We start from the raw sequence: 24,994 nt of genomic DNA, 5'->3' as shown, positions 1-24,994 counted from the left end.
GCGGTGACTCTGTCGGTAGAGTCCAAAAGTGTGAGGTAGATGTACAAATGCAGCGCACCCTGTGCAACTGCAAGCCTTTGATTATAGCTCGGTTTACGGGTTTCTACCAGTCCCCCGGTTCAGCCAAGGCCATTACGGCTTTCCGCGGGAGGCGCTCGCCAGGCTGTTTGCTATTATTTCAGGAGCTACAAACGCCATCAATGCGGGGAAATGGCCAGAACTCGCTTGAGAGCATCACTTCAAAAAATGCTGCCGGTAGTGTTCCAGCTCGTCAATCGATTCATGCACATCGGCCAGCGCGGTATGGCTTTGGCGTTTCTTGAAACTGCTATAGACCTCGGGCCGCCAGCGCTTGGCCAACTCCTTGAACGTGCTGACATCCACGTTGCGGTAGTGCAAAAACGCTTCCAGCTTCGGCATGTACTTGACCAGAAAGCGGCGGTCCTGGCTGATGCTGTTGCCGCACAGGGGAGATCCGCCCTTGGGTACGTACTGGGCCAAAAACGCCAGCAACTGGGCCTCGGCAGCCTCCTCGGTGACCGTGCTGGCCTTGACCTTGTCAATCAACCCACTGCGGCCGTGCGTGCCCTTGTTCCAATTGTCCATCTGGTCCAGCAGCTCATCGGACTGGTGAATGGCCAGCACCGGGCCTTCGATGCGCGGCGTGAGCTGCGGACCAGTCACGACCACGGCAATCTCGATCAGCCGTTCTTTTTCCGGGTCCAGGCCGGTCATTTCGCAGTCAAGCCAGACAAGGTTCTGGTCGGATTTTTTGAGTGTGGATTCAATTTCAGACATCTCCCGATTCTCGCCGATAGCCTAAACTGCGAATCATGACCGACTATTCACTTGTCTTTACCTTGGTGTTTGCCGCCTTGCTGGTGATCGGGTTGCTGGTCAGGTTTTATCTGGCGTCCCGGCAAATACACCATGTGATGCGGCACAGGAGCAGCGTCCCTGCGGCATTTGCGGCCACCATTTCGCTGGAGGCGCACCAGAAGGCAGCCGACTACACCGTCGCCAAAGCGCGCTTCGGCATGCTGGAGACGGCGTTCGCGGCCGCCTTGCTGCTGGGCTGGACGCTGCTGGGCGGCATCGATGCGCTCAATCAGGCGCTGCTCCACTCCGGCCTGGCAGCCTATGGCAGCCTGGTGACCCAGCTTGCACTGCTGGCGGCATTCGGCGTCATCAGCGGCCTGCTCGACTTGCCTTTTACCCTGTACAGCACCTTCAGGATTGAAGAGCGCTTCGGCTTCAACAAAATGACCTTCCGGCTCTGGTTGACCGACCTGGTGAAATCCACGCTGGTCGGCGCCGTCGTCGGCCTGCCGATTGTGGCGCTGATCCTCTGGCTGATGGGCAGCGCCGGCAAATGGTGGTGGCTCTGGGCCTGGGGGGCGTGGATGGGTTTCAACCTGCTGGTTTTAGTGCTCTACCCCACCGTGATCGCACCACTTTTCAACAAATTCAAACCACTCGAAGATGAAGTGCTGAAGGCGCGGGTGACAGCACTGATGCAGCGCTGCGGCTTTGCAGCCAAGGGGCTTTTCGTGATGGATGGCAGCAAACGCTCGGCCCACGCCAACGCCTACTTCACCGGCTTTGGCGCGGCCAAGCGCGTGGTTTTTTACGACACCCTGCTCAAGCAACTGACCCCCGGCGAGGTGGACGCGGTGCTGGCCCACGAACTCGGTCACTTCAAGCACAAACACATCATCAAACGCATCGTTTCGATGTTTGCATTGAGCCTGGTCGGTTTTGCGCTGCTGGGGTGGCTGTCATCCCAGGCCTGGTTTTATACCGGGCTCGGCGTGCGGCCGAGCATGACCGGAGCCAACGACGCGCTGGCCCTGCTGTTGTTCATGCTGGTGGTTCCGCTGTTCAGTTTTTTTATCTCGCCGCTGTTTGCCCAGTTCTCGCGCAAGCATGAGTTCGAGGCCGACGCCTATGCGATCGCACAGACGGATGGCAAGGATCTGCAAAGCGCCCTGCTCAAGCTCTACCAGGACAATGCCAGCACACTGACACCCGACCCGGTGTTTGTGAAGTTTTATTACTCGCACCCGCCCGCCTCCGAGCGGCTGGGACGCATGAACCCTTCAACCCAAAGCGTTGCATCATGAGCCATCCTGTTCATCAAAACCGCCGTGCCCTGAGCGCCACCGAAATCGTCACGCAACTGAGCAAGCTCAATGGCGAGCAGCCACTGGGCTGGCGACTGATCGATGGCGCGCTGGAGAAGACCTTTAGCTTCAAGAATTACTACGAGACCATCGCTTTTGTGAATGCACTGGCCTTCATTGCCAATGCCGAAGACCACCACCCCGACCTGACGGTGAGTTACAGCAAATGCACGGTCCGCTTCAACACGCACGACGTAAACGGCATTTCCGCCAGCGACTTCTTCTGCGCGTCCAAGGTTGACGCCCTGCTCGCTTGAGCAAACCGGCTCGCGCCGGGGCGGCGCCGGTCTCGGGCACCCGGCCGGGTCTGGTGGTGGCCGGGTTTGGCCGCCATGTGCTGGTGGAAACCGAGTCGGGCGACCGTGTGATTTGCCACCCGCGCGGCAAGAAAAGCCAGGCCGTGGTCGGTGACCGCATACGCTGGCTGCCCTCGCAGGATGAAGGCACCATCGAGAAAATCGAGGAGCGCAGCAACCTGTTTTACCGGCAGGACGAGATGCGCACCAAGTCGTTTGCCGCCAACCTGGACCAGGTGCTCATCCTGATCGCGGCTGAGCCCGAATTCTCGGAAAGCCAGCTGACCCGGGCCCTGATCGCGGCTGAAGCCGAGCGCATCACCCCCATCATTGCCTTGAACAAAAGCGACCTGACCGAGCCGTTCCAGCGCGCATGGACCAAACTCGCGCCTTACCGAGCCATGGGCTACCAGATGCTGCCGCTGGCCATCAAGCCCAAGGCCGCCCAGCCCGAGGCCGACACCGACATCGACGGAACGCAGGCCGCCAGGCTCATCGAATTGCTGCAAGGCAAAAAGACGCTGGTGCTCGGGCCCTCCGGGGCCGGGAAAAGCAGCCTCACCAATCTTCTGGTGCCCCAGGCCCGGGTGCTGACGGCCGAGATTTCACAAGCCCTGAACTCCGGCAAGCACACCACCACCAGCACCACGCTGTACTGGGTTGACAGCGCCAAGACCACCGCACTCATCGACTCACCAGGCTTTCAGGAGTTCGGCCTGCACCACATCGACCCGATGCAGCTGGCCGGCTATATGCCCGACCTCAAGGCGCACGCACAGAACTGCAAGTTCTACAACTGCACGCATCTTCATGAGCCCGGCTGCGGCGTGATTTCAGAAGTGAATTTGGCAGATGGCCCCAGCAGCATCAGCGCAAATCGCTATCGTTTGTATAGCGAATTGTTTGCGGAGCTGTCGCAGACCCGTTATTGAACAGCGCCCTCAGGGCACCGACAGAACTTGGCGATCGACCCGAGATCGGATCGCGCTGCAGGGGTCGTTCGGACCCTCTCAGCCCAGCAGGCGCGCCAGCGTCAGCAAGGCGAGCAGCACCATCCACAGCACCACGGAGCGCCACACCAGGCCCACAATGCTGCGCAGGTGCGCCACTTCAGGTTCCCGTCCCGACGTGGTCTCGATGATTCCAGACCCCTCCACCACTTCGGCATCCAGTCCACCGCCCCGGGAGGCCTCGGACGAATAAGCGGTCTTGAGCGCTTCGCCGCCCAGCCGCACATTCACGGCGCCCGACGTGGCGGCAAGAATCAGTCCGTCATTGCGATTCTCGGAGGCTACAGGTGTATTGGCGGGAAAGCGCTGTGTGTAGCTGCGCCAGGCGTCAATGGCATCTTCAAAACTGCCCACCACCGCAAACCCCAGCGAGGTGACGCGGGCCGGCAGAAAATCGATGATGCCCCACGCGCGCGTGGCCGCCTGCTGGAGCGCGGGGCTGGCGCCCTCACCGGCGGCTTCCGCCCGCTTGCTTTTGTAGACCCAGTAACGCGACACAAACTCACTCATGCGGTAAAAAACCGCCCCCGCCGGCCCCAGGCCGAGTGCGGCCAGCACCGAAAACCAGCCCAACACCCCAAACACATGGCGATGGGCGGCGAGCACCGAGTATTCAATGACGTGACGAACGATTTCGCTGCGCGGCAATTCACTGGCATCCACCTGGCGCCACTGCGCGAGCAGCTCGCGCGCCGTGGTCTCATCGCCATCGTCCAGCGCGTCGCGTATGTCGGTGAAATAGTGGCTGAACTGCCTGAAGCCGAGCGTGACATACAAAATCGCCACACTCCACGCAAAGGCCAGCAAGGCGTTGATGCTCCAGAGCAGCCAGTGAACCAGCAGCGTTGCAAGCGCGGGGAACACCACGGCGACCGTCCAGGCAATCCAGCCATGGTGTGGTTTGCCGGCATCCAGGCTGCGGTTGGCCCAGCGCGCCCATCCCCGAAATCCGGCATGAACCCAGTTGCCGCGGGCCAGGGGCCGGGCCTGTTCGATGATGAGTGCAAACAAAACGGCAAAAAAGCTCATGCGGAATCATACTGCCCCCACGGTGAGGCGAGCCCCCACGCTTTTCACTTCGTGTAATGCGCTGCCCCCCCGAGGGGGCCGCCCGCCTGCAGTCCGGCAAAGCCGGTCCTGCGGCTCATGCTGGGTTTAAGAGTTCAGTGGGCGTAACCCAGCGGAAGGGTATTTCAGGGTGCCGCGGAACCGGCTTTGCCGGGCCGCAGGCACCGCCCCCTAGAGGGGGGAACGGACTACACGAAGTGAGTCCGGACGGGGGTGGGGCTGTTTCTCCTCCCCCTTGAGGGGGAACAGGCTACACGCAGTGAGCCTGGACGGGGGTGGGCTTATAAACTCAGGCGCTTAGAAAGCGGTAAAGATTGCGCAGCATACCGGCCGTGGCGCCCCAGATGTAGCGCTCCCGTGATTCGCCGCCGTCAGCCTCGTCCAACGGCTCGGTGTAGGGCATCGAGAGCCATTGCCGGAGCATGCCGTCAAATTCGAATTCATGGCGGCGGTGGTGGGCAGGGTTCATCAGGTAGCCCAGCGGCACCTCAAAAACATCAGCCACCTCGCCGGGGTTGGGCTGCAACGCAAACCCCGGCCTCACCAGCGCCACCACCGGCGTGATGATGAACGCGGTTCCCGTCACGTAGGTGGGCAAGGTACCCAGCACTTCCACATGGTTGCGCGGCAGGCCAATTTCCTCGTGGGCTTCACGCAGGGCAGTGTCCACCGCATCCTGGTCGGACTCGTCCGTGCGGCCGCCCGGAAACGCGATCTGGCCGGAATGTGTGGAGAGATTGGTCGCCCGCTCGGTCAACAGCAAGGTGAGCTCGTCCCGCATCACCAGGGGCAACAGCACCGCCGCAAGCGCCGGCTCGCGGTCGGCAAATTTCTTTTCGACACTGTGCTCCGGGGTCCAGACCGGCGGATGCCGAAAGCGCTCGCGCAGGGCCGGCGGCGTCAGGCGCTCCAGCGGCACACCCGCAAGATGGTCATCAACGCCCTGCACCGGGATGCTGCGGGGGTCAAATTTCGGCAAGGGCTTGCTGAACTTCATGGGAGCGCATCGGCTGAGGTTGAGGGACTGTTGATGAGGCGATCACGGGAGCTGGCAAGACATAAAAAAAGCCGCTCTCGGAGCGGCTTTTTCAAGGGAATTTTCAGGTTGCCTTTGAGGCCGCCCCGCGCCGGGTTGAGCTGCAAGCACAACCCGACCGGTTGATCAGGCGCCGAGTTTTTCCTTGATACGTGCAGACTTTCCGCTGCGGCTACGCAGGTAGTACAGCTTGGCACGACGCACATCACCGCGGCGTTTGACTTCAATCTTCGCGATCAGCGGGCTATAGACCTGAAAGGTACGCTCAACGCCTTCGCCGTTCGACACTTTGCGAACGATGAAGCTCGAATTGAGGCCGCGATTGCGCTTGGCAATCACCACACCTTCAAAAGCCTGCACACGCTTGCGGGTGCCTTCAACCACATTCACGCTCACGATGACGGTGTCGCCAGGAGCGTAAGCGGGAATGGTTTTGTTCAGGCGGGAAATTTCTTCCTGCTCGAGGGTTTGAATCAGATTCATGATTTTTCCATCTAACTTCTTCGTTCATTCACGCGCTACGCTAAAGACCGCAAATCCAAGGATTCATCCGCAGATGATTCAGATGGTTGCAGTGGCCGCCAGAGGATCGAAAAGCCTTTGATTATAGCAGCTAGGCATCTTTTTCAGGATTTTCGAACAAATCAGCCAGAAAAGCTTCGTCGCGAGCGGTCAAATGGCCGGCCACCCGCGCCTTTTGCACCAGTTCGGGACGCTGGCGCTGGGTAAGCGCCAGCCGCTCCTCACGCCGCCAGCGCTCGATCTGGGCATGGTTGCCGGACAACAGGATGGGCGGCACGGGCTGGCCGCGCCAGGATTCCGGCCGGGTGTAATGCGGGCAATCCAGCAAGCCGTCCAGCGCCGGATTGAAGCTGTCCAGTTGGTGGCTGCCTTCGTCGTTCAGCACGCCGGGCTGCAAACGCGCCACGGCGTCCAGCAGGGCCATGGCGGCGATCTCACCGCCGGACAACACGAAATCGCCCAGGCTGATCTGCCGATCGATATGGGTTTCAATGAACCGCTGGTCCAGGCCCTCATAGCGGCCGCAAACCAGCACGGCACCGCTGCTGGCTGACCAGGTTTCGACGCCCGCATGGTTCAGCGCCTCGCCTATGGGGGAGAACAGCACGGTGGGCACATCTGCCACGCCGCCAGCGGTACGCTCGGCACGTATTTGTTCGAGGCAGAGCGTGAGCGGCTCGGCCATCATCACCATGCCGGGGCCGCCGCCAAACGGCCGGTCGTCCACACGGCGGTAGCTGCCCTCGGCAAAATCGCGGGGATTCCAGAGCTTGACCTCGACCAGGCCCGTTTCGTAGGCACGGCGGGTGACGCCACTGACCAGAAATGGCGCAAAAAGCTCGGGAAACAGGGTGATGACGTCAAAGCGCATGGAAAGGCTATTTTGCGCGCACCGGCCGACTCAGGGCAATCCACCCCGAGAGCCTGCACCGGCGTCAATAGTCGGGCTGCCAGTCAACCGTGATGCATTTGCCCGCAATATCGACCGTGTCGATATAGGCGGAGACAAAGGGAATCATGCGTTCGGCGGTTACAGACGTGCCGTCTTCCTGCTGCGCCGTGTACTCCACGCACAGCACCGAATGGGGACCGGTCGCCATCAGGTCGCGCACCTGCCCCAAGGTCACACCTTCGCGGTTGACCACATTCAGGCCGATCAGGTCGACCCAGTAATACTCGTCTTTGGAGGCAGCCGGGAAACTGCTGCGCGGCAGAAAAATGCGGGCGCCCCGCAAGGCCTCTGCGGCATTGCGGTCGTCCAGGCCGCTGATTTTGGCGACGACAGTGTCGGAGTGGATTTTGGCTTCGTCCACGCTGAGCAAAACGGTTCCGGAGAACGCGTTGAAGCCCGGGCGGAATTTGGCCTCCGGTGCCTGGAGAAACCAGGATTTGGCCGAAAAAAGGGCCTCCGGATCGGTGCTGTGCGGCAGGATTTTCACCCAGCCCTTGACACCCCAGGCGTCCAGGATGCGCCCGACCTCAATGGCGTCGTCCGGAAGGCTTGACGGCGTCAAGCCTGCAGACGGCTCACGGCCGGGCAACATCAAGACGTCTGAAAAGATCAGGCAGCCTTGGCGGCGCCCTGCTTGACCAGACGCTCAACGGTAGGCGACGGCTGAGCGCCGACACCGAGCCAGTGGGTCAGACGGTCTTGCGCAATGCGCAAACCTTCTTCACCGCCTTTGGCGATCGGGTTGTAAAAACCGATGCGCTCGATAAAGCGGCCATCGCGGCGAACGCGTTTGTCAGCCACAACAATATTGAAAAAAGGACGGTGTTTGGAACCGCCGCGTGCAAGTCGAATGACGACCATGATTTATCCTTCGGGTGGTGGGATGTGACGGGTAATACACACCCCAAATATTCCTGCAGCGCTTGAGACACACGACATGGCCACCCGGCCAGCGAAATGCTGCAAAGCCTGACATTATAACCCGCTGACCCGCTTCCGACGGTTTTACCGGAAAATGGATTCCTCCCGGCACCCGCCTAACCGATTTTTTAGCCAGAATTACCGCACCCCATGCCTCTCATACGCCCCAGCCGCGACGAAGACCTTCCCGCCCTCACCGCCATTTACGGGCACCATGTGCTCCACAGCACGGGCACCTTTGAAACCGAGCCCCCCAGCGTGGCCGACATGACGGCCCGCCGGGCCGATGTGCTGTCCAAGGGCCTGCCTTACCTGGTCGCCGAGGAGGACGGCAGGATCGCCGGCTTTGCCTACGGCAACTGGTTCAAGCCGCGGCCGGCCTACCGGTATTCGGTGGAAGATTCGATTTACCTGGCTCCCGACCTGCACCGCAAGGGCCTGGGCCGCGCACTGCTCACCGAACTGCTGGCACGCTGCGAGGCTGTGGGCATCCGCAAGATGATGGCCATTATTGGTGACTCGGCCAATGCCGGGTCCGTCGGCGTCCATCTCGCGCTGGGCTTCACGCAAGTCGGCCTCATCGAGTCCTGTGGCTGGAAATTCGGCGCCTGGCGCGACATCGTCATCATGCAAAAAACCCTGGGCGCGGGCGATACGCAACCGCCCGCCCAACTGCCCGCTCCATAATCCCCGCATGCACTCATTCACCTCAAAAAACAAAACAGCCGCCGCCTGGCTGGCCTTCATCGGCGGCCAGTTGGGGCTGCATCGCCTGTACCTGTTTGGCATGAAAGACCGCTGGCTGTGGGTGCACCCCATCGCCGCAGCCCTGGGCTGGTGGGGTGTTGAACGCGTGCGCTTGTATGGCCAGGACGATCAGCTCGCCTGGGTGCTGATTCCGCTGCTGGGCTTCATGCTGGCCGGCACCGCGCTGACCGCCATTTACTACGGCCTGATGCCGTTCGAAAAATGGAATGCACGCCACAATCCGGAGGCACCCGAGGCCCCCGCCGGCTACACCAATTGGCTCACCATAGGCGCCGTGGTGTTTGCCTTGCTGTTTGGCACCGTTTCATTGATGTCCAGCATTGCGTTCAGCTTCCAGCGCTACTTCGAATACCAGGTGGAAGAGGCGAGGAAAATAAGCCAGTAAACAGGGCCCCCACGCTTTTTCACTGCGTGTAATGCGCTGCCCCCCGAGGGGGCGGTTTCGCCTTGGGGCGGCCCGGCGTCGAAATGGGCCCCCACGCTTTTCACTGCGTGTAATGCGCTGCCCCCCGAGGGGGCGCTGCGCCTGCGGCCCGGCAAAGCCGGTTCCGCGGCCCCGGCTGAAGGGGGATGACCCCAAGGTTTGCTCACTGAACTCCGTTCGTCCTGAGCCTGTCGAAGGATGCCTCCCGGGGGCTGACCTTGCTTGGGGCGGCCCTGCGGAAAACCGTTCAGAAAATCTGCAGGCTGAACCAGTAGGCAATGGCCGCCACAAAGGCGGAGGCGGGAATGGTGAATATCCAGGCCCAGACAATGTTGCCGGCGACGCCCCAGCGCACGGCAGAAGCCCGCTGCGTGGAACCCACCCCGACGATGGCGCCCGTGATGGTGTGCGTGGTTGAGACAGGAATACCGAGCCCGGTCGCCAGGAACAGCGTCAGCGCACCGCCGGTTTCGGCACAAAAGCCGCCCACGGGCTTGAGCTTGGTAATTTTCTGGCCCATGGTCTTGACGATGCGCCAGCCGCCAAACATGGTGCCCGCCGCAATGGCGAGGTAGCAGCTCACGATCGTCCAGCCAGGGGGGGCGGCGTCGCTCGCCGACGCATAGCCGGTGGCAATCAGCAGCATCCAGATGATGCCTATGGTTTTCTGCGCGTCATTGCCGCCGTGCCCCAGGCTGTAGGCCCCGGCGGACACCAGCTGCAGGCGACGAAACCAGCCATCCACTTTTGACGGCGTTGCGCGCCGGCAGACCCAGGCGACCAGCACCATCATCAGGGAGCCGAGCAGAAAACCCAGCAATGGCGATATAAAGATAAAAAGCACCGTCTTGAGGATGCCCGCCGAAATCAGGGCAGCGGCCCCGGCCTTGGCAATCACCGCGCCCACAATGCCGCCTATCAGGGCATGCGACGAGCTGCTCGGGATGCCGTAATACCAGGTCACGAAGTTCCAGGTGATGGCGCCGGTCAGCGCACCAAACACCACGTGTGTGTCGACAACACCGGGCTGCACAATGCCCTTGCCCACGGTTGCGGCCACGCTGAGGTGGAAGATGAAAATGGCGATCAGGTTGAACGCGGCCGCAAAGACGACGGCCTGAGCCGGCTTGAGTACGCCGGTGGACACCACCGTGGCGATCGAATTGGCCGCATCGTGGAAGCCATTCATGAAGTCAAAGGCAATGGCCAGGAACACCAGCAGCACTACGACCCACAGGGCGGTCTGTACGGTTTGCATAGCGGAGCCGGCGATCAGGAATTTTCGAGGACGATGCCCTCGATGAGATTGGCCACATCCTCGCACTTGTCGGTGATGGTTTCGAGCAACTCGTAAATGGCTTTGAGCTTGATGACTTCGCGCACATCCGGCTCTTCACGGAACAGCTTGCTCATGGCCGAACGCATCACACGGTCGGCATCGGACTCCAGCTTGTCAATCTCTTCACAGGTTTTGAGCGCCGCCTCGGCGGTGGCCGCATCATTGAGCTTGCCGATCAGGGCCACAGCATCCTTGAGCCGCTCGCAGCACTTCACGCTCAGGTCGGTCAGGCGCACGATCTCTTCGGTCATGTGGCGCACGTCATACAGCGCCATGGTTTCAGCAGAGTCCTGGATCAGGTCGGCCACGTCGTCCATGGTGTTGATCAGGGAATGGATCTGTTCCCGATCAATCGGCGTGATGAAAGTCTTGTGCAGCATCCGGTTCACCTCCTGGGTAATCCGGTCGGCCGCGCGTTCGGCGTTGTCAACGGCCAGGTTGTAGGACTCCCGCTTCTGCACGTCGCTGTAGTTGGCCACCAGGTCCGAAAAGGCATGGGCAGCCTCGACAATGCGGCTGGCATGCTGGTTGAACATCTCGAAAAAATTGCCTTCGCGCGGCAGCAATTTGCCAAACAGCATATCGAATCCTCAGGGAATATGTCAGAACTATGACGTTTTTGTAACTGCGGGGGAGTTTAACCGGGGTGGGATAGAGCCCCCACGCTTGTCACTTCGTGTACTGCGCTGCCCCCCGAGGGGGCCGCTGCGCCTGCGGTCTGGCAAAGCCAGTCCCGCGGCCCCTGCTTGGCTACAGAGTCCCCGCGCTCGTCACTTCGTGTACTGCGCTCCCCCCCGAGGGGCCGCTGCGCCTGCGGCCCGGCTAAGCCGGTTCCGCGGCCCCTGCCTGGCTGAAGAGCCTTTCAGGCGGATCGGAAGATGAAGTACACCGCGCCCATCATGCACAGCGCAGCCCACAGGTAATCAAGCTTGAGGGGCTCATTCAGATAAAACACGGCAAAAGGAACAAACACGCCCAAGGTGATCACCTCCTGCATGATCTTGAGTTGCCCGACGCTGAACTGGGTAAAACCGATCCGGTTGCCAGGCACCTGCAGCAGGTACTCGAACAAGGCAATGCCCCAGCTGAGCAGCGCGGCCACATACCAGGGCGAGGTCGCCAGGTTTTTCAGATGCCCGTACCAGGCAAAGGTCATGAAGACATTGGACAGCAGCAACAATCCAATGGCCTGGGCCGACACCGGAAACGATTGCAGGAATTGCATCAGATCACACTCCTATTCTTCATACTTCATACTTCATACTTCATACTTCATACTTCATACGGGCTGCCCGACCAGCAGCAGCACCAGGGTCAGGGTCAGCAGCGCCAGCACAGTGGAAACCGCCACGCTGGCCGTGGTCAGTTCTTCGGCAACCTTGTAGCGCTGCGAAAACAGAAATACATTGGCGCCGATCGGCAAGGCGGCCGCCACCACCATCACGGCCATGGGCACGCCGCCCACGCCCAGCAGATGGCACAGGGCAAACACCAGCAAGGGATGCAACAGGTTCTTCACCCCGGCCAGCAACAGCGCCTGGCGCCAGTGCGGCCCCACGGGTGTGTAGGCCAGCGTCACGCCCACCATCACCAGCGCGAGCGGTCCGAAGGCATTGGCCAGCAACTCCAGCGGCTTGTCGATCGCGGCGGGAATCGCCAGCCCGGTTTGCGCAAACAGCAGGCCCGCGATGATGGGCAGCGGCACCGGATGCAGCAACGCGTTTTTCACGGCCATCAGCACCGTGGTCACCGGGTGGCGCGGTGCCCTTGTGACTTCGTCCGAAGTGCCCCGCTTTTGCTCGTAGGCCACAGCCAGCTCGAGCACCACCGTGGCGCTGGTGAGCAACACGAGTGAATGCACGGAAACCAGCGTGAGCAGCGTGACCAGGCCCACGGGCCCGTACATCAGGCCGACCAGCACAATGCCAATCATGACCGTGTTGGAAAACGTGTTGGCCAGCGCCAGCACGGCTGCGCGGCGATTGAAGCCCTGCACCAGCAGCGTGCCGGCAAACAGGATGATGACGGCCAGGAAATACGCTGCGACCGGCTTGAAGTCAAGTTGCTCGACGCGCACACGGCTCATGGTGCGAAACAGCAGCGCCGGCGCGAGCAGCAGAAAAACCAGGCTGGAAAGATCTTTAATGGCCACAGGCCTTATCCAGCCTGCGCGACCAGCTATAAAACCTGCAGCAATCAACAAGACAACCGGGAGCAGGGACACAAAGACAGGCTGGTTCATCCGGGGCAATCTTAGCGCGCCCTCCACCGTGCGCGCTCCTGGCGTCCCGCCTCCTGGTGCTCCATCTGCCTGCGCTTAAAAGGCGACCTGCAATCCCACCTTCAGGCTGCGACCCGGCAAAGGCGCTTTGGGAAATGCTGTGGTGGTCAGCACCGACGAAGCACTGTAGGCCAGCTGGTTGGTCAGGTTGTCCACCCTGGCATACCAGAGCAGGCTGGAAGGGCCGGCTTTCGTGCGGTAAGTCGCCGCCAGGTTCCATAGCGTATAAGCCGATGTGGCGCGCTGGCCCGCAGCCACGCGGTTCTGCGCCATGGCATGGTCAAAACCGATGCTGCTGCCCCAGGGCCCGCTTGCCCACAACAGGCTGGCACCCAGCCGCACCGGTGCAATGCGCGGCAACGGCTGGCCGTTGTTCAGGTTGGTGGCACGCACCAGGTCACCGCGCAAAGCCAGGTCCAGCGTGGAAGCGCCTTCCAGCAGGCGGATATTGCCGCTGGCTTCCAGGCCCACAAAGCGCGCACGCACGCCGGTGTAGGCAAACTCCGGCAGGAGCTTGTTGTCCGGATCGTTGTCATCCACACCATCACCGTCGGCATCGGCCGGATTGAGCGCGCCATCTTCCTGGCCATAGGTGTTGCCCGTTGCCATCAGGCCGATGTAGTTCCTGAAGCGATGCATGTAGACGTTGGCGGCAAAGCGGTTGGCCCCCGATTTCCAGCTGGTGCCCACATCAAGGCTGGTCGACTTTTCCTTGCCCAGCGTCGCATCGCCGGTTTCCCAGGCGTTGGTCGCCACATGAGGGCCCTGGGCGAAAAGCTCGTAATCCTTGGGCGCCCGTTCGGTGTAAGCCAGGTTCGTTGTGAGCTGCCAACCTGGCGCCGTATTCCACAGGGCGCCGAGCGCATAGCTGTGGGGCGTGAAGTCGCGCGTCAAGGGCGCAAACCGCGCCACGAGCGGGTTGCCCAGCGATTCGACCTTGACCGATTCCAGCCGACCGCCAAAGCTCAGCTTGCCCCAGCTTGTGCCGTATTCTTCGTACGCAAAAACCGCGTTTTGCGAGGTCTTGCTGTAAGGCGCAAATGCTTCCGCGCCGTCCGCCGAGAATCGGTTGTTTTCCGCCTGAAAACCCACCACCCCGTCCAGGTTTCCGAAGCGGGCGTGGCGCGCTTCCAGGCGGAAGTCGCTGCCCCTGTTCTTGAACACCGTGCCGGGCGTGGCCCCTTCAAACTCGGTGTGCATGTAGTCGGTATGGCTCAACTGGCCCTTGATGCTCTGGACAGGCCCGCCCAGGTTGCGCACCTCGCCTTCCAGCGCGACACGGTCGGACTTCATGTCGATGGTCACGTCGTCTTCAGCCACGGTGCCGTAGTTGCTGCGGTAAGTGCTGACCGACGCGCCCAGGTAGCCCTGGTCAAAAAACACCGAGCCCCCCACCGCACCGCCCCGAACCTTGCTGGCTGAATTGCAGATGCGGTTAGTGGTGGTGTTGACGCCGTCCTTGGTGCAGGCCAGGTCGGCCGGCACCTTGACATCACCGGTTTCGCGGTTGAATGCGTCCACATGCAGGGTATAGCGATCGTTGCCGCCTTCGAGCAAAGCGCCGCTGCTTTTTTCGCGATTGCCGGTCGCCAGGCCCAGGTCGACCTTGCCGCCCACGCCGCCCTTTTCATCGAACAGCGCCTCGCGCGGGATGCGGTTGTCGATCACGTTGACCACACCGCCCACGGCACTGCCGCCATACAGCAAGGCCCCGGGCCCGCGCAGGACCTCGATGCGCTCGATGCTGATCGGATCGGTCGTGACCGAGTGGTCGTAACTGAGGCTGGACGCGTCCAGCGTGGCGCCACCGTTGCCCAGGATGCGGATGCGGTCACCATCCAGCCCGCGGATGATGGGCCGGCTGGCGTTCGGCCCGAAGTAGGTGCTGCTCACGCCGGGCACGCCGTCCAGCGTCTCACCCAGCGTGGTCTTGGAGCGCAACAGCAGTCCCGTTCCCGAATACTGGGCGGCAGGCGCTATTAAATCAGTAGCACCTAACGGGTTGCCCGTGATGGTGACTTCTTTCAGGCTGCCCACTTCAGGCATCGCAGGCATAACAGGCGTTGCAGGCGTCTGCGCGCTTGCAACGCCGCATTGCAGCGCAGCCGCGGCGCCCAGCATGAGCACAGCCCGCTGAACGAAGTGATGCGGAAAAAAGGGAGCGCCCGGACGGGCGTAAACGACGGTACCGGCGGCACCGTTCAAAAATGATGGGTTCATGATGACCTTGTTGAATCGGGAAAATGCGAACCTGCTCAGGCGCAGGGGCAAAGCTGCGCCCTGGCCTGGAGGCCAGCGCATCGCAACCTGGGGGGATTCAGCTGGTCAAGGGCGGGCCGCGCGCGTCGAACAGCGCCGCCCAGCGGGCGAGTGCTTCGCCCTGGGGAATATCAACAACACACGATGACAGCAGTATCGGCAAGCTCAATGCCGGCAGCGTGGGCGCCGCATTGCCATGGCTGGCCTGGTCAAACAGGCGGCAATCCGAATCGGCGTCATGTGAGGAGAAAAGTGACTCCAGCCAGCCATTGCCATGGTCGGCATGTGGGCCTTGATCGTGATCGTGATCGTGATCGTGATCGTGATCGTGGGCATGATGGTGCCCCTGCCCGCTGCCCACTGCCTGCATCTGCGACCCGTGCACCACGCCATGCATCAGGCCCAGCATCTGCGCCAGCAACAGCGCGAACACGAGTAACCAGGCCAGGGACCTGGCCGGAGCGCGTGGCAACCGCGTCATGCGAGCCGGCCCGAAACCTTACTTGATGCTGGTCGCATCGGTGATCCGGTAATACAGGCCGTAGGCGTCGTCGTTGAGCACCAGGAAGCGGCCCTCCACCACCACCGGCTCCATGCTGTATTTCACCGGCGTTTTGGTCTTGACCTCGACCATGCTTTCAGGGCCGCCCGGCGTGCAGAAGGCGCAGGTGAGGGGCACGGACGACAGCAGGAAATGGCGCTGTTTTTCGCCCGGGTCCAGCGGCATCATGAAGCCCTGGATACGCTGGGTTTTCTGGTTCAGTGCCAGCTGGTCCATGCTGAAGACCGGCAGAATGCGGTTTTTTTCGGTCTTCGTTTTGACCGCCGTCAACACCGACCAGGGCACCACGTCGTCTCTGGCCGAGAGATTCGGGAAAGGGCTGTTGACGCCATGCACCCCCGGCCCCCGACCTGCCGGAAGTTCAAAACCGGGCGCAGCAGGCGCTGCGGATTTCGCAGTACCCGAAGCCAGCGGCGATGACAGCGTTTGCGCCGGCAGGCCGGTTGCGGCCAGAAGCAGTGCGGAACCCAGCGAATACGCGCACGCCAGTCGAAGCGCCAAACGCCCTGTCGACGAGCCCGTCGAAGGTTCAATGCAAAGACGATTTTTCACGCGGTGCTCCAGAAGTTGTAGCGCGGTGCCAAGCCGGATTATTCACCTGCCTCAATGAACGTGTTTCATGCCGCAGTATTTCCCTACCGCCAGCCCTTTGCAAGCAGCCTGCAGTTCCTTCTCGCACACCTCCTCCTTTTTGCCCGATTCCAGGCACTTGGCCGCGGCTTCGTGGGCCGCGGCCATCGCGCGGTGTCGCTGGACGTCTTCCTTGGTTTCCTTGTCGCTGTGCTGCGCATACGCCACTGAAGCCACTGACAACACGGCACCCAGCGCAACGGCGGCAAGAATGGACGGCGTTTGTTGAAGGACGTTCTGAAGGAAAGCAAAGTTTTTCATAAGAAGTTTCACCTTGGTTGAAGAAGTTCAAACACGTTGACCCGGTAGGCCTCCCAGGCGGGCAGCAACGCGGACGCTAGCGCCACACCCAGCGCCAGTACCGGCACACTGACCAACTCGACCGGCCACGACAGCGCACCGATCAACACCGATTTTTCCAGCTGCAGCGTCCAGCCAATCAGCGCCGTCAGCCCCTGCCCGGCCAGCACACCCAGCAGCGTGGCGAGCATGGCCAGCCACAAGGCCTCACACAACAGCAGGCCGGCCACCTTGCGCGGCGGCGCACCCAGCATGCGCAGCAGGGCCAGGTCGGCGCGGCGCTCGCGCACGGCACCCCACAAGGCAATGAATACGCTCAGGGCCGCGGTGAGCAGCAGCACGCCGGCCAGGGCGCGCAGTACATCGGTGCCCACGCCCACCATGTTGAGCAGGCGCGTGATTTCGAGCGCCGGGGCCGCCGCCTGCATGTCGGTGCTGCTGTTGATGTAGCGCGGAAAGGTCACCGCCGCCAGCGGCGACTTGTACTGGATCAGCGCCAGCGTGACCTCGCGCTCTTCTTCCAGAATCTTCTGGTCTTCTTCATCGAGGGCCGTGTCGGTTTCATGCACCTTCCACACCGACTCGGTCGCGGTCAGCACCAGGCGGTCCAGCACGGTGCCGCTGGGCGCCAGCACCCCGGCCACGGTGTAGGGAGTTTGTCCGTGCACATCCCCGCCACCCCCGAGGCCATGGGTCCCCGCAAAGGTGTCACCTACTTTCAGGCCGGTTTGCCGGGCGACTTGCGCGCCAACCACCGCCTGCATGGGCTGGGCCCACAGCGCGCCCTGCGCCAGCCGGGCGTCGTAATGCGAGATATAGGCCGGCGTGGTGCCCACAATACGGAAGCCGCGAAAACTGTCCCCCAGGCTGATGGGGATGATTTTGGCCACCTGCGGATGACTCTCCAGCGCCTTGACAGCGGCCAGCGGCACATTGCCCGTCGGCACATCCAGGTGAAACACGCCCGACAAGATCAGCTGCATCGGGCTGCCCTTGGCGCCCACCACCACATCAATGCCGGCGAGGTCGCGCTCAAAGGCCCGGCTGATCTGGTGGCTGACCAGCAGCAGGAAAGTGACAGAGGCCAGCCCCAGGCTCAAGAGCAGCAGGTTCAGTGTGGCGGCCAGCGGCCTCGACCACAGGTAACGCCAGGCAAGTGCTATTGTTTTCATGGCCTGCCAGCCCCGGTTTTCAGGGACTGAAGGCCTTTTTCATCCTTGAAAAAAGTGCCCACCCGGCCATCGTGCGTGGCAATCACCAGCGTGGCGCCCTGCTGCTGCGCCGTGCTTTGCAGCAAGGCCAACGACGCCGCAGCAGCCTCATCGTCCAGGCTCGCCGTGGGTTCGTCGGCCAGGATCACCGACGGTTTGAGCAGCACCGCCCGGGCCAGCGCCACCCGCTGGGCCTGCCCGCCCGAAAGCTGCGCCGGCCTGCGGTCGGCCAGCGCCTGCACATCCAGCGCTGCCAGCGCTTCGGCGATGCGGCCCTCCTGAAGCGGCTGGCCGGCCGCCCATTGCGCCAGGGCCAGGTTGCCGTGGACCGTCAGTGCTGCGCTCAAGTGAAGACGTTGCGGCAGGAAACCGATGGTCTGCGCGCGCCACGCATCACCGGCAGCCTTCCCCAGCGCCTGGATGGACTGCCCCGCCACGGTCATGTTGCCCTCGCTGGGGCTCAGCAAACCCGCCGCCAGCGCCAGCCAGGTCGACTTGCCCGAACCCGACGCGCCGCGAAGCAGCAGCACGCCACCCTGCGCCACGTCCACATCGTCAAACCGTAATTCCGGGCCGCCGGAGTAGCGGTAGGCGAGTTGGCGGGTGCTGATCACGCGGTCATGCCCTGCGAATCAGCGGTAGCAGTAGCGGCCACACAGTCGGCACACACGCCCCGCACGGCAAAGTCCATGCTCGTGCCCTGGTAGCCCAAAGCCTGGAGCGCCTCCAGTGCGGTTTGCGCGGCGCGTTCCAGGTCTCTGGCATTGGCTTCGAGCGCACCCGCGAGCGGGCTGTCGCGGTGGCAGCTCTGGCATTCAAAGTGCGGGATGGCATGCACGCTGGCGGGCATGGCCTGGTAGCGGCGCACCCGGTTCACATCCACCCGGCACAGCAACAGGCCCACCTGCGTCAGGCGGTCAATCAGGCGGTAAAGCGTCACGCGGTCCAGTGCCCCACCCTGAACCTGCTCACCCTCCCCGTCCCTCGCCACCGACAGCGCCGCCTGCAGCTGGCCGTGGGTGTAGCTGGTATCGGGATGCGCCAGCAACCAGCCCAGCACCAGGCGGGCACCGCTGGTACGGCGCAGGCCATGGGCCGACAGCAGTGCATCGATGGGGTCCGCAGTGCGGGCAAGGGTGGGAAGCGCGGAGGCCATGGTTCCGTAGGTTTTTTTCGGTTCTGCTTTTTTGCGCAATAACGCAATCGAGTTGCATTATTACCGGGTTTGCAAGCCTTTCGGCCATTCGCCCGTTTTTTTTTCAGCCGTAGCGGCACGACTGCCCGCTGACCGCTGCAGGCGTCACTTCGCGGGAACGAATGAGCGAACGGCCCAGGCGCGCGCAGTTAAGGGAATGGACCCATCCGGCTGTACGGGCAGGCGCTCTCGCAGGCATTCCCGGAGTTCCGCCCTGGCCGTCTCGGTCAGCGACATGGCATAGGCCGGAGCGGGACCCTGGCCGCCCAGGAACGGTTGCCAGTAGTCATCGAAACTGGCGAACGGTGTGGGTATGTCGATGGACCTGAGCAGCGCCTATCCCCTGAATGCATGAGGGACTGGCCAGTGATGGAGACCCACGCCTTATGCGAACCGCTGTATAAACAAACCCATGAATGACACGATCAAGAGCGGCACATTGCAGGCGCGCGAACAACGCCCCACCCACCTGCGCGCCCACACTTACCACGGCCTGGCGCCCGGCCCGCGCCTGCTGGTGACTGGCGCGGTGCACGGCAACGAAGTCTGCGGCGCGCGGGCCATCGCGCAATTGCTGGAAGAAATCGACAACGGCCAATTCGCCATCGAACGCGGCAGCGTGACCTTTGTGCCGGTCACCAATCCGCTCGCCTACCAGCTCAGGCAGCGCACTGGCGAGCGCAACCTCAACCGCAACATGGCGCCGAGCGCCATTCCGCAGGATTTCGAGGACCGGATTGCCAATGTGCTGTGCCCGCTGCTCGAATCGCATGACGCGCTGCTGGACCTGCACTCGTTTCACACCGGGGGCGCTTCTTTTGTGATGGTTGGCCCGCAAAACAACAGCGGCACGCTCGAGCCGTTCAGCAGGGCCGAAGAGGAAATGCAGCTGGCGCTGCACACCGGAGCGCCTCGCATGGTGGAGGGCTGGCTGGAAACCTATGCGCGCGGCGTACAGCGGCGCGGCGCGGCTCCGGTCGCGGTCGGCAATGCCCGCACCCAGACGCTGGTGATCGACCCCAACTACGGTGTGGGCACCACCGAATACATGCGTTCACGCGGCGGCTATGGGGTGACGCTGGAATGCGGCCAGCACGACGACCCGCAGGCGGTTCAGGTCGCCCGGCATGCCATTTTGCAAACGCTGGCCTTGCTCGGAATTGCTTCCCTGCCACTCGCGCCGGTGTCCGTGAACCCGGAAATCCTGCGTCTGGTCGACGTCATCGACCGCGAACATGCCGACGACCAATTCAGCCGCGAGTGGCGCAGTTTCGACGCGGTGCAGGCCGGCGAGGTGATTGGCGTGCGCCACGACGGCTCGGAGGTGAAGGCGCCGGCAGACGGGTTTGTGGTGTTCCCCAATCCGCACGGCGACGCGGGCCAGGAGTGGTTTTATCTCGCACAGCGCCGGGTTTAGGGATTGCAGGTTTTTGTTTTTTGGCGCCCGGCCCATGCGGCCCGTGAGCTGGCGCCTGATGTCCCGCCCCTTCTTACTTCTTACTCCTTTCCCCGCTGGGGGAAGGTTGGGATGGGGGCCTCCGGCCTGATTGACCGGTGCGGGGTGCCCATGCGCAGGGAGCCCCCATCCCTGCCTTCCCCCAGCGGGGGAAGGAGCCACATCACCAAGCGATGCGCTTGACCCCTCAGCGTGCCCCTCAGCTGGACCTCAGTCCTTCACGCGCGAGGCAAAGGTCTTGCGGAATTTCTCCACCTTCGGGCCCACCACAAAGGCGCAATAGCCCTGGTTGGGGTTGTTCTCGAAATAGTCCTGGTGGTAAGCCTCGGCCGGCCAGTAATTGGCCAGCGGCAGCACTTCCGTCACGATGGGATTGCCAAACAGCTTGTCCTGGCTGGCCTGGCGAATGAAGTCGTCGGCCACCTGCTTTTGCTCGGGCGTCGAGTTATAAATGCCGCTGCGGTATTGGGTACCCGCATCGTTGCCCTGCCGGTTCAGGCTGGTCGGGTCGTGAATCACGAAGAAGATTTCGAGGATTTCACGCAGCGAGATTTCCTCGGGGTCATAGGTCAGCTTGACGACCTCGTTGCAGCCGGTGCGCCCGGTGCACACGTCCTCGTAACTGGGGCGCTCGGCCTGGCCGTTGCTGTAACCCGATTCGACGTCGGTGACGCCTCGCACCTTGACGTACACCGCCTCGGTGCACCAGAAGCAGCCGCCGCCTAGCGTGATGGTTTGGGGGGATGAGGGCATGGAAATCTCCGCTTGAAACCGTTGGTCATCGTTAGTCGTAAAGAGAGCGATGATCTTACGCCGCAGGCCGCGCGAATGCCGTGCGCGGCCCCCTTGCCCTTGCCGGGCAGCGGCTCAATCCCGGCGGCGCGGGCCTTTGGTCTGGTGCATGGGGCCGACAGCGCGGCGCATCAGCCGCAGCAGGATCAGCGAGACAACCGCGCCCGCGACAGCCAGGCCGAGCGAGCCCATGCTGAAAGTCTTGTCGTTGGTAGCGCCATGGCTGAGCAGGGAGGCCACAAAGTCACCGCCAATGTAGGCGCCGAATACGCCGACACCCAGGTTCTCGAGGATGATGATTTTTTCGCGGGTGTTCGCGAGCAGGCAGGCCAGCCCGCCAAGGAGCACACCCACCACACACCAGATATACGGGTTGATGCCGTTCTCCTTGAAGTCCATGAACTGCCCTATGGTGACAGCTTTAGGTCCCGTGCGCGGGACATACTTTTGCAAGGGCCTTTTTGCTCTTTGCTTTTTGGCGGCCGCCTGCCGGTATGGAAAGCCTTTTCAGGCCTTTTCAGACACAGGCGGCGCGATGGCGCGCACCGCCTTCACAAAGGCCGCCAGCGACTGGTGGTCGCGCGCGGTCTTCCAGAGGCAGTGCGTGTCGTAAGGCGTGGTGGCGGCATCCAGCGGGACAAAGGCGGCGCCGGCCATGGCCGATTGCCGCAGCGCCGCCGGCACCAGCGCCACGCCCATGCCCTGCGACACCAGCGACACCACGCTCAGCCAGTGCCGCAGTTCGTAGCGGAATTCCGGATAAAAGCCGGCTTCGGTGCAGATCGCCAGGATGCGCTCGTGGTAGTCGGGCGACACCGCGCGCGACACCACGGCAAACGCCTCGCCATGCAACTGCTTGAGTGACAAAGAGCGCTTGCGCGCCAGCGCATGGCCCGCCGGCAGGCAACACACAAACGCCTGGCTGGACACGAGGATCTGCGACAACTCGGGCGGCACGCGCGTGGTGTGCACAAAGCCGAGGTCCAGCCGGTCATGCGCCAGTTCAATGAGCTGCTCGCTGGAGCTGAGCTCCTTCAGCGTCAGGCGCAGCAAAGGATGCTCTGCCTGGAAGCGTTCCAGGATGTTGGGCAAGCCGCTGTAAAGCATGGTGCCGGAAAACCCGATGGCCAGGCTGCCGGCCATGCCCTGCCCCACGTCGCGCGCGTGGCTGGCAGCCTGCGCGGCCTGGTCAATCAGCGCACGCGCCGCCGGCACAAAGGCCAGCCCTGCGGCCGTCAGTTGCACCGCCTTGCTGTTGCGGGTGAACAGCTTCGCGCCGACAGAGGCCTCCAGCTGCTGGATGTTCAGCGACAGCGGCGGCTGCGAAATCGACAGGCGCTGCGCGGCCCGGCCGAAGTGCAATTCTTCGGCCAGGACCAGAAAATAGCGGAGGTGGCGGAATTCCATGAATATGAAAAATGTATCGTTGGATCGTTATTTGATATTAGACAACTATTCATGCTTGTCAAACAATGGGTGACTTACGGTGGGCCGAAAGGCGGCGCAATGGCGGCGCCCCAAGTCCTACACTTTGCAAAAGCCCCAACGCACTTCAGCGCACCTCAACGCATCTCGAATGCATCCAGAAGGAGACTCACCATGAAAACCAAATTCAACTGGGAAGACCCCCTGTTCCTGATGGAGCAGCTCAGCGACGACGAACGTGCCATCGTGCACGCCGCGCACGAGTTCTGCCAGGAAAAACTGCAGCCCCGCGTGCTGATGGCCGCGCGCCACGAAAAGTTCGACCGCGAGATCATGAATGAAGCGGGCGCCATGGGTTTCCTGGGTTCGACCATTGAAGGCTACGGCTGCGCCGGCCTCAATTACGTCAGTTACGGCCTGGTGGCGCGCGAAGTGGAGCGCGTGGACAGCGGTTACCGCAGCGCCATCAGCGTGCAAAGCTCGCTCGTCATGCACCCGATCCATGCCTATGGCAGCGAGGCGCAGCGCCAGAAGTATTTGCCCAAGCTCGCCACCGGCGAATGGGTCGGCTGCTTCGGCCTGACGGAGCCCAACCACGGCTCGGACCCGGCCAGCATGTTGACGCGGGCCAAGCCCGCGACGCGTGACGGGGTAGACGGCTTCATCCTCAAGGGCTCCAAGATGTGGATCACCAACAGCCCGATTGCGGACGTGTTTGTGGTCTGGGCCAAGCTGGAAGATGAGGACGGCAAGGTCGGCGGCCAGGAAGCAATTCGCGGCTTTGTGCTGGAAAAAGGCATGAAGGGCCTTTCCGCTCCCAAGATCGAGGGCAAGATGAGCTTGCGCGCCTCCATCACCGGTGAAATTGTCATGGACGACGTGTTTGTGCCCGATGCCAACCTGTTGCCCAATGTGTCCGGCCTCAAGGGCCCGTTTGGCTGCCTGAACAAGGCGCGCTACGGTATTGCCTGGGGCGCTTTAGGTGCGGCCGAAGACTGCTGGTTCCGCGCCCGCCAGTACACCATGGACCGCCAGCAGTTCGGCCGCCCGCTGGCGCAAAACCAGCTCATTCAAAAGAAGCTCGCCGACATGCAGACCGAGATCACGCTAGGCCTGCAAGCCTGCCTGCGCGTAGGCCGCCTGATGGACGAGGACAAGGCCATGCCTGAAATGATTTCGCTGATCAAGCGCAACTCCTGCGGCAAGTCACTCGACATCGCCCGCATGGCGCGCGACATGCACGGCGGCAACGGCATCCATGACGAATACCACGTCATCCGCCACATGATCAACCTGGAAACCGTCAACACCTACGAAGGCACGCACGATGTGCATGCGCTGATCCTGGGGCGCGCGCAAACCGGCCTGCAGGCTTTTTACTGAGCTTTTACTGAGCGCTCAGGAACGGCCGCCCCGGCGCGCGGGGTACCATCAGTTTCTATTTTTATAGCAATTGATGGAATTCGGCACCCTCAGACCGCTGCTGGCCAGCCTGGCTTTGCCCCCCGTGGCGCCCTTGCTGCTCGCCTTGCTCGGTTTGCTGCTGGCCTTCCGGGGACGGCGCGGCGGCCTCTCGCTGGCGCTGGTGTCGCTGATTCTGCTGGGGCTGCTCAGTTGCCATGGCACGTCGGTCTGGCTGGCGCGCACCATCCTGCCGCAATTCGCCCCGCTCCCCGTGGCCGCGCTGAAAACCGGCAAGGTGCAGGCTGTGGTCGTGCTGGGCGGCGGGGCGCTGCCGCAGGCGCCTGAATACGGCGAGGCCCAACCCAATGCACACACGGCGGCACGCCTGCGCTATGGCGTCTGGCTGGCACGCCAGTCGGGCTTGCCCCTCGGGTTCAGCGGCGGCATGGGCTGGGCGGCCAGCGATGCACAGCGGGACTCTGAAGCCGAGGTGGCAAGGCGCGCGGCCTTGCAGGACTACCGCATCACACTGCGGTGGAACGAAGCCGAGGCGCGTGATACGGCAGGCAATGCCCGCCTGATGGCGCCCCTGCTCCGGCGCGATGGCGTGCAGCGCATCGCCCTGGTCACTCACGCCTGGCACATGCCGCGCTCCGTCGCCGCTTTTGAGGCTGTCGGCCTGCAGGTCACACCAGCGCCCATGGGCTACGTGGTCCCGCTGGAGCGCGATATCCTGGAATGGATGCCTTCTGCGCAGGGGCTGATGGCCTCGCGCCAGGTGCTGCGCGAGTGGCTGGCGCTCGCGCTGGCACGCCTTTGAAGCGCAGTTAACACCCGAGGCGTCTACCGACCCGCCCCGTCCGGGTGCGGGGATGGCGTCGGGTTGACCCGATTGACCCAATCAACCCGATCAACCTGGTTGACGGTCAGAAAGCAAGTGGCTATATTACTAACCAGTCA

General features: G+C 62.6%; 29 protein-coding genes. 8 read left to right on the top strand and 21 right to left on the bottom strand.

Annotated features, from left to right (window positions below; genetic code table 11):
- Positions 1-234: 234 nt before the first annotated feature.
- The gene (orn, locus tag AC1DS5_RS12955; RefSeq protein ID WP_477718670.1) at positions 235-798 is read right to left on the bottom strand and encodes an oligoribonuclease; all 564 of its coding nucleotides are present in this window, start codon (positions 796-798) and stop codon (positions 235-237) included.
- A 35-nt stretch (positions 799-833) separates the two neighbouring features.
- On the opposite strand from orn, the gene AC1DS5_RS12950 reads away from it, so the two are divergent.
- From AC1DS5_RS12950 to rsgA, 3 genes are read left to right on the top strand one after another with little or no spacing between them, the layout of a single operon-like run.
- On the top strand, positions 834-2,123 hold the full coding sequence (locus tag AC1DS5_RS12950) for a M48 family metallopeptidase (protein ID WP_477718669.1): 1,290 nt from the start codon (positions 834-836) through the stop codon (positions 2,121-2,123).
- Positions 2,120-2,440 (top strand): 4a-hydroxytetrahydrobiopterin dehydratase, encoded by a 321-nt coding sequence (locus tag AC1DS5_RS12945; protein ID WP_477718668.1) that lies wholly within the window; start codon positions 2,120-2,122, stop codon positions 2,438-2,440. The genes AC1DS5_RS12950 and AC1DS5_RS12945 overlap by 4 nt, the downstream gene beginning before the upstream one ends.
- On the top strand, positions 2,437-3,411 hold the full coding sequence (gene rsgA / locus AC1DS5_RS12940) for a ribosome small subunit-dependent GTPase A (protein ID WP_477718667.1): 975 nt from the start codon (positions 2,437-2,439) through the stop codon (positions 3,409-3,411). Before AC1DS5_RS12945 ends, rsgA begins: the two co-directional genes overlap by 4 nt.
- Positions 3,412-3,489: 78 nt before the next feature.
- Here the strand turns inward: rsgA and AC1DS5_RS12935 are convergent, their stop codons facing one another.
- The 6 genes from AC1DS5_RS12935 to rpsP form a co-directional block, all read right to left on the bottom strand.
- Positions 3,490-4,518 (bottom strand): CobD/CbiB family protein, encoded by a 1,029-nt coding sequence (locus AC1DS5_RS12935; protein WP_477718666.1) that lies wholly within the window; start codon positions 4,516-4,518, stop codon positions 3,490-3,492.
- Positions 4,519-4,846: 328 nt separating this feature from the next.
- On the bottom strand, positions 4,847-5,554 hold the full coding sequence (locus tag AC1DS5_RS12930; protein WP_477718665.1) for a CoA pyrophosphatase: 708 nt from the start codon (positions 5,552-5,554) through the stop codon (positions 4,847-4,849).
- A gap of 165 nt (positions 5,555-5,719) precedes the next feature.
- The gene (rplS, locus tag AC1DS5_RS12925) at positions 5,720-6,076 is read right to left on the bottom strand and encodes a 50S ribosomal protein L19 (protein ID WP_305635523.1); all 357 of its coding nucleotides are present in this window, start codon (positions 6,074-6,076) and stop codon (positions 5,720-5,722) included.
- Positions 6,077-6,206: 130 nt separating this feature from the next.
- Entirely contained in the window at positions 6,207-6,986 is a 780-nt protein-coding gene (gene trmD / locus AC1DS5_RS12920) for a tRNA (guanosine(37)-N1)-methyltransferase TrmD (RefSeq protein WP_477718664.1), read from the bottom strand.
- 64 nt (positions 6,987-7,050) lie between these two features.
- A complete protein-coding gene (gene rimM, locus AC1DS5_RS12915) occupies positions 7,051-7,659 on the bottom strand; it encodes a ribosome maturation factor RimM (protein WP_477718663.1) in 609 nt (202 codons plus the stop codon).
- Positions 7,660-7,676: 17 nt separating this feature from the next.
- Positions 7,677-7,928, bottom strand: a complete 252-nt coding sequence (rpsP, locus tag AC1DS5_RS12910; RefSeq protein WP_011482625.1) for a 30S ribosomal protein S16 — start codon at positions 7,926-7,928, stop codon at positions 7,677-7,679.
- A 210-nt stretch (positions 7,929-8,138) separates the two neighbouring features.
- On the opposite strand from rpsP, the gene AC1DS5_RS12905 reads away from it, so the two are divergent.
- Both AC1DS5_RS12905 and AC1DS5_RS12900 read left to right on the top strand, forming a co-directional pair.
- A complete protein-coding gene (locus tag AC1DS5_RS12905; protein ID WP_477718662.1) occupies positions 8,139-8,675 on the top strand; it encodes an N-acetyltransferase family protein in 537 nt (178 codons plus the stop codon).
- Positions 8,676-8,682: 7 nt separating this feature from the next.
- Complete coding sequence (locus tag AC1DS5_RS12900; RefSeq protein WP_477718661.1) at positions 8,683-9,141, top strand: hypothetical protein; 459 nt, start codon at positions 8,683-8,685, stop codon at positions 9,139-9,141.
- A 286-nt stretch (positions 9,142-9,427) separates the two neighbouring features.
- Here AC1DS5_RS12900 and AC1DS5_RS12895 read toward each other — a convergent pair whose 3' ends face one another.
- The 11 genes from AC1DS5_RS12895 to AC1DS5_RS12845 form a co-directional block, all read right to left on the bottom strand.
- Complete coding sequence (locus tag AC1DS5_RS12895; protein WP_477718660.1) at positions 9,428-10,438, bottom strand: inorganic phosphate transporter; 1,011 nt, start codon at positions 10,436-10,438, stop codon at positions 9,428-9,430.
- 14 nt (positions 10,439-10,452) lie between these two features.
- Complete coding sequence (locus AC1DS5_RS12890; protein WP_011482621.1) at positions 10,453-11,100, bottom strand: DUF47 domain-containing protein; 648 nt, start codon at positions 11,098-11,100, stop codon at positions 10,453-10,455.
- 281 nt (positions 11,101-11,381) lie between these two features.
- Positions 11,382-11,744: a DMT family protein gene (locus AC1DS5_RS12885; RefSeq protein WP_477718659.1), complete on the bottom strand. Its 363-nt coding sequence runs from the start codon at positions 11,742-11,744 to the stop codon at positions 11,382-11,384.
- A 54-nt stretch (positions 11,745-11,798) separates the two neighbouring features.
- Positions 11,799-12,761 (bottom strand): AEC family transporter, encoded by a 963-nt coding sequence (locus AC1DS5_RS12880; protein WP_477718658.1) that lies wholly within the window; start codon positions 12,759-12,761, stop codon positions 11,799-11,801.
- A gap of 75 nt (positions 12,762-12,836) precedes the next feature.
- Positions 12,837-15,020: a TonB-dependent receptor gene (locus AC1DS5_RS12875; protein WP_477718657.1), complete on the bottom strand. Its 2,184-nt coding sequence runs from the start codon at positions 15,018-15,020 to the stop codon at positions 12,837-12,839.
- Between the two features lie 97 nt (positions 15,021-15,117).
- Complete coding sequence (locus tag AC1DS5_RS12870) at positions 15,118-15,540, bottom strand: hypothetical protein (protein WP_477718656.1); 423 nt, start codon at positions 15,538-15,540, stop codon at positions 15,118-15,120.
- Positions 15,541-15,558: 18 nt separating this feature from the next.
- Positions 15,559-16,173, bottom strand: a complete 615-nt coding sequence (locus AC1DS5_RS12865; RefSeq protein ID WP_477718655.1) for a DUF3299 domain-containing protein — start codon at positions 16,171-16,173, stop codon at positions 15,559-15,561.
- A 51-nt stretch (positions 16,174-16,224) separates the two neighbouring features.
- Positions 16,225-16,512, bottom strand: coding sequence for a hypothetical protein (locus AC1DS5_RS12860; RefSeq protein ID WP_477718654.1), 288 nt, complete (start codon positions 16,510-16,512; stop codon positions 16,225-16,227).
- 8 nt (positions 16,513-16,520) lie between these two features.
- Positions 16,521-17,723 (bottom strand): ABC transporter permease, encoded by a 1,203-nt coding sequence (locus AC1DS5_RS12855; protein WP_477718653.1) that lies wholly within the window; start codon positions 17,721-17,723, stop codon positions 16,521-16,523.
- Positions 17,720-18,376, bottom strand: coding sequence for an ABC transporter ATP-binding protein (locus tag AC1DS5_RS12850; protein ID WP_477718652.1), 657 nt, complete (start codon positions 18,374-18,376; stop codon positions 17,720-17,722). The genes AC1DS5_RS12855 and AC1DS5_RS12850 overlap by 4 nt, the downstream gene beginning before the upstream one ends.
- On the bottom strand, positions 18,373-18,918 hold the full coding sequence (locus AC1DS5_RS12845) for a Fur family transcriptional regulator (protein WP_477718651.1): 546 nt from the start codon (positions 18,916-18,918) through the stop codon (positions 18,373-18,375). The genes AC1DS5_RS12850 and AC1DS5_RS12845 overlap by 4 nt, the downstream gene beginning before the upstream one ends.
- Positions 18,919-19,369: 451 nt before the next feature.
- On the opposite strand from AC1DS5_RS12845, the gene AC1DS5_RS12840 reads away from it, so the two are divergent.
- Positions 19,370-20,374 (top strand): succinylglutamate desuccinylase/aspartoacylase family protein, encoded by a 1,005-nt coding sequence (locus AC1DS5_RS12840; RefSeq protein ID WP_477718650.1) that lies wholly within the window; start codon positions 19,370-19,372, stop codon positions 20,372-20,374.
- Between the two features lie 249 nt (positions 20,375-20,623).
- On the opposite strand, the gene msrA is transcribed toward AC1DS5_RS12840, so the two are convergent.
- From msrA to AC1DS5_RS12825, 3 genes are all read right to left on the bottom strand, one after another.
- Positions 20,624-21,166 (bottom strand): peptide-methionine (S)-S-oxide reductase MsrA, encoded by a 543-nt coding sequence (gene msrA / locus AC1DS5_RS12835; protein ID WP_477718649.1) that lies wholly within the window; start codon positions 21,164-21,166, stop codon positions 20,624-20,626.
- Between the two features lie 114 nt (positions 21,167-21,280).
- Positions 21,281-21,658, bottom strand: a complete 378-nt coding sequence (locus tag AC1DS5_RS12830) for a GlsB/YeaQ/YmgE family stress response membrane protein (RefSeq protein ID WP_477718648.1) — start codon at positions 21,656-21,658, stop codon at positions 21,281-21,283.
- Positions 21,659-21,712: 54 nt separating this feature from the next.
- Entirely contained in the window at positions 21,713-22,612 is a 900-nt protein-coding gene (locus tag AC1DS5_RS12825; protein ID WP_477718647.1) for a LysR family transcriptional regulator, read from the bottom strand.
- 192 nt (positions 22,613-22,804) lie between these two features.
- Between AC1DS5_RS12825 and AC1DS5_RS12820 the strand changes: the two genes are divergently transcribed.
- Complete coding sequence (locus AC1DS5_RS12820) at positions 22,805-24,013, top strand: acyl-CoA dehydrogenase (RefSeq protein ID WP_477718646.1); 1,209 nt, start codon at positions 22,805-22,807, stop codon at positions 24,011-24,013.
- 73 nt (positions 24,014-24,086) lie between these two features.
- A complete protein-coding gene (locus AC1DS5_RS12815; RefSeq protein WP_477718645.1) occupies positions 24,087-24,854 on the top strand; it encodes a YdcF family protein in 768 nt (255 codons plus the stop codon).
- Positions 24,855-24,994: the final 140 nt, after the last annotated feature.

The organism is Polaromonas sp. P4_H1 (assembly GCF_056400945.1).
Note: the sequence above shows the minus strand (reverse complement) of the source record. Positions and strands in the feature narration are given on the sequence as shown.

Coding starts and splice junctions, on each gene's coding strand:
- AC1DS5_RS12935 (WP_477718666.1), bottom strand. CDS start 4,518: ATGAGCTTTTTTGCCGTTTTGTTTGCACTCATCATCGAACAGGCCCGG.
- AC1DS5_RS12900 (WP_477718661.1), top strand. CDS start 8,683: ATGCACTCATTCACCTCAAAAAACAAAACAGCCGCCGCCTGGCTGGCC.
- rplS (WP_305635523.1), bottom strand. CDS start 6,076: ATGAATCTGATTCAAACCCTCGAGCAGGAAGAAATTTCCCGCCTGAAC.
- AC1DS5_RS12870 (WP_477718656.1), bottom strand. CDS start 15,540: ATGACGCGGTTGCCACGCGCTCCGGCCAGGTCCCTGGCCTGGTTACTC.
- AC1DS5_RS12950 (WP_477718669.1), top strand. CDS start 834: ATGACCGACTATTCACTTGTCTTTACCTTGGTGTTTGCCGCCTTGCTG.
- AC1DS5_RS12885 (WP_477718659.1), bottom strand. CDS start 11,744: ATGCAATTCCTGCAATCGTTTCCGGTGTCGGCCCAGGCCATTGGATTG.
- rpsP (WP_011482625.1), bottom strand. CDS start 7,928: ATGGTCGTCATTCGACTTGCACGCGGCGGTTCCAAACACCGTCCTTTT.
- AC1DS5_RS12875 (WP_477718657.1), bottom strand. CDS start 15,020: ATGAACCCATCATTTTTGAACGGTGCCGCCGGTACCGTCGTTTACGCC.
- AC1DS5_RS12855 (WP_477718653.1), bottom strand. CDS start 17,723: ATGAAAACAATAGCACTTGCCTGGCGTTACCTGTGGTCGAGGCCGCTG.
- AC1DS5_RS12825 (WP_477718647.1), bottom strand. CDS start 22,612: ATGGAATTCCGCCACCTCCGCTATTTTCTGGTCCTGGCCGAAGAATTG.
- rimM (WP_477718663.1), bottom strand. CDS start 7,659: ATGTTGCCCGGCCGTGAGCCGTCTGCAGGCTTGACGCCGTCAAGCCTT.
- AC1DS5_RS12815 (WP_477718645.1), top strand. CDS start 24,087: ATGGAATTCGGCACCCTCAGACCGCTGCTGGCCAGCCTGGCTTTGCCC.
- AC1DS5_RS12945 (WP_477718668.1), top strand. CDS start 2,120: ATGAGCCATCCTGTTCATCAAAACCGCCGTGCCCTGAGCGCCACCGAA.
- AC1DS5_RS12840 (WP_477718650.1), top strand. CDS start 19,370: ATGAATGACACGATCAAGAGCGGCACATTGCAGGCGCGCGAACAACGC.
- AC1DS5_RS12895 (WP_477718660.1), bottom strand. CDS start 10,438: ATGCAAACCGTACAGACCGCCCTGTGGGTCGTAGTGCTGCTGGTGTTC.
- AC1DS5_RS12845 (WP_477718651.1), bottom strand. CDS start 18,918: ATGGCCTCCGCGCTTCCCACCCTTGCCCGCACTGCGGACCCCATCGAT.
- trmD (WP_477718664.1), bottom strand. CDS start 6,986: ATGCGCTTTGACGTCATCACCCTGTTTCCCGAGCTTTTTGCGCCATTT.
- msrA (WP_477718649.1), bottom strand. CDS start 21,166: ATGCCCTCATCCCCCCAAACCATCACGCTAGGCGGCGGCTGCTTCTGG.
- orn (WP_477718670.1), bottom strand. CDS start 798: ATGTCTGAAATTGAATCCACACTCAAAAAATCCGACCAGAACCTTGTC.
- AC1DS5_RS12905 (WP_477718662.1), top strand. CDS start 8,139: ATGCCTCTCATACGCCCCAGCCGCGACGAAGACCTTCCCGCCCTCACC.
- AC1DS5_RS12820 (WP_477718646.1), top strand. CDS start 22,805: ATGAAAACCAAATTCAACTGGGAAGACCCCCTGTTCCTGATGGAGCAG.
- AC1DS5_RS12890 (WP_011482621.1), bottom strand. CDS start 11,100: ATGCTGTTTGGCAAATTGCTGCCGCGCGAAGGCAATTTTTTCGAGATG.
- AC1DS5_RS12930 (WP_477718665.1), bottom strand. CDS start 5,554: ATGAAGTTCAGCAAGCCCTTGCCGAAATTTGACCCCCGCAGCATCCCG.
- AC1DS5_RS12860 (WP_477718654.1), bottom strand. CDS start 16,512: ATGAAAAACTTTGCTTTCCTTCAGAACGTCCTTCAACAAACGCCGTCC.
- AC1DS5_RS12880 (WP_477718658.1), bottom strand. CDS start 12,761: ATGAACCAGCCTGTCTTTGTGTCCCTGCTCCCGGTTGTCTTGTTGATT.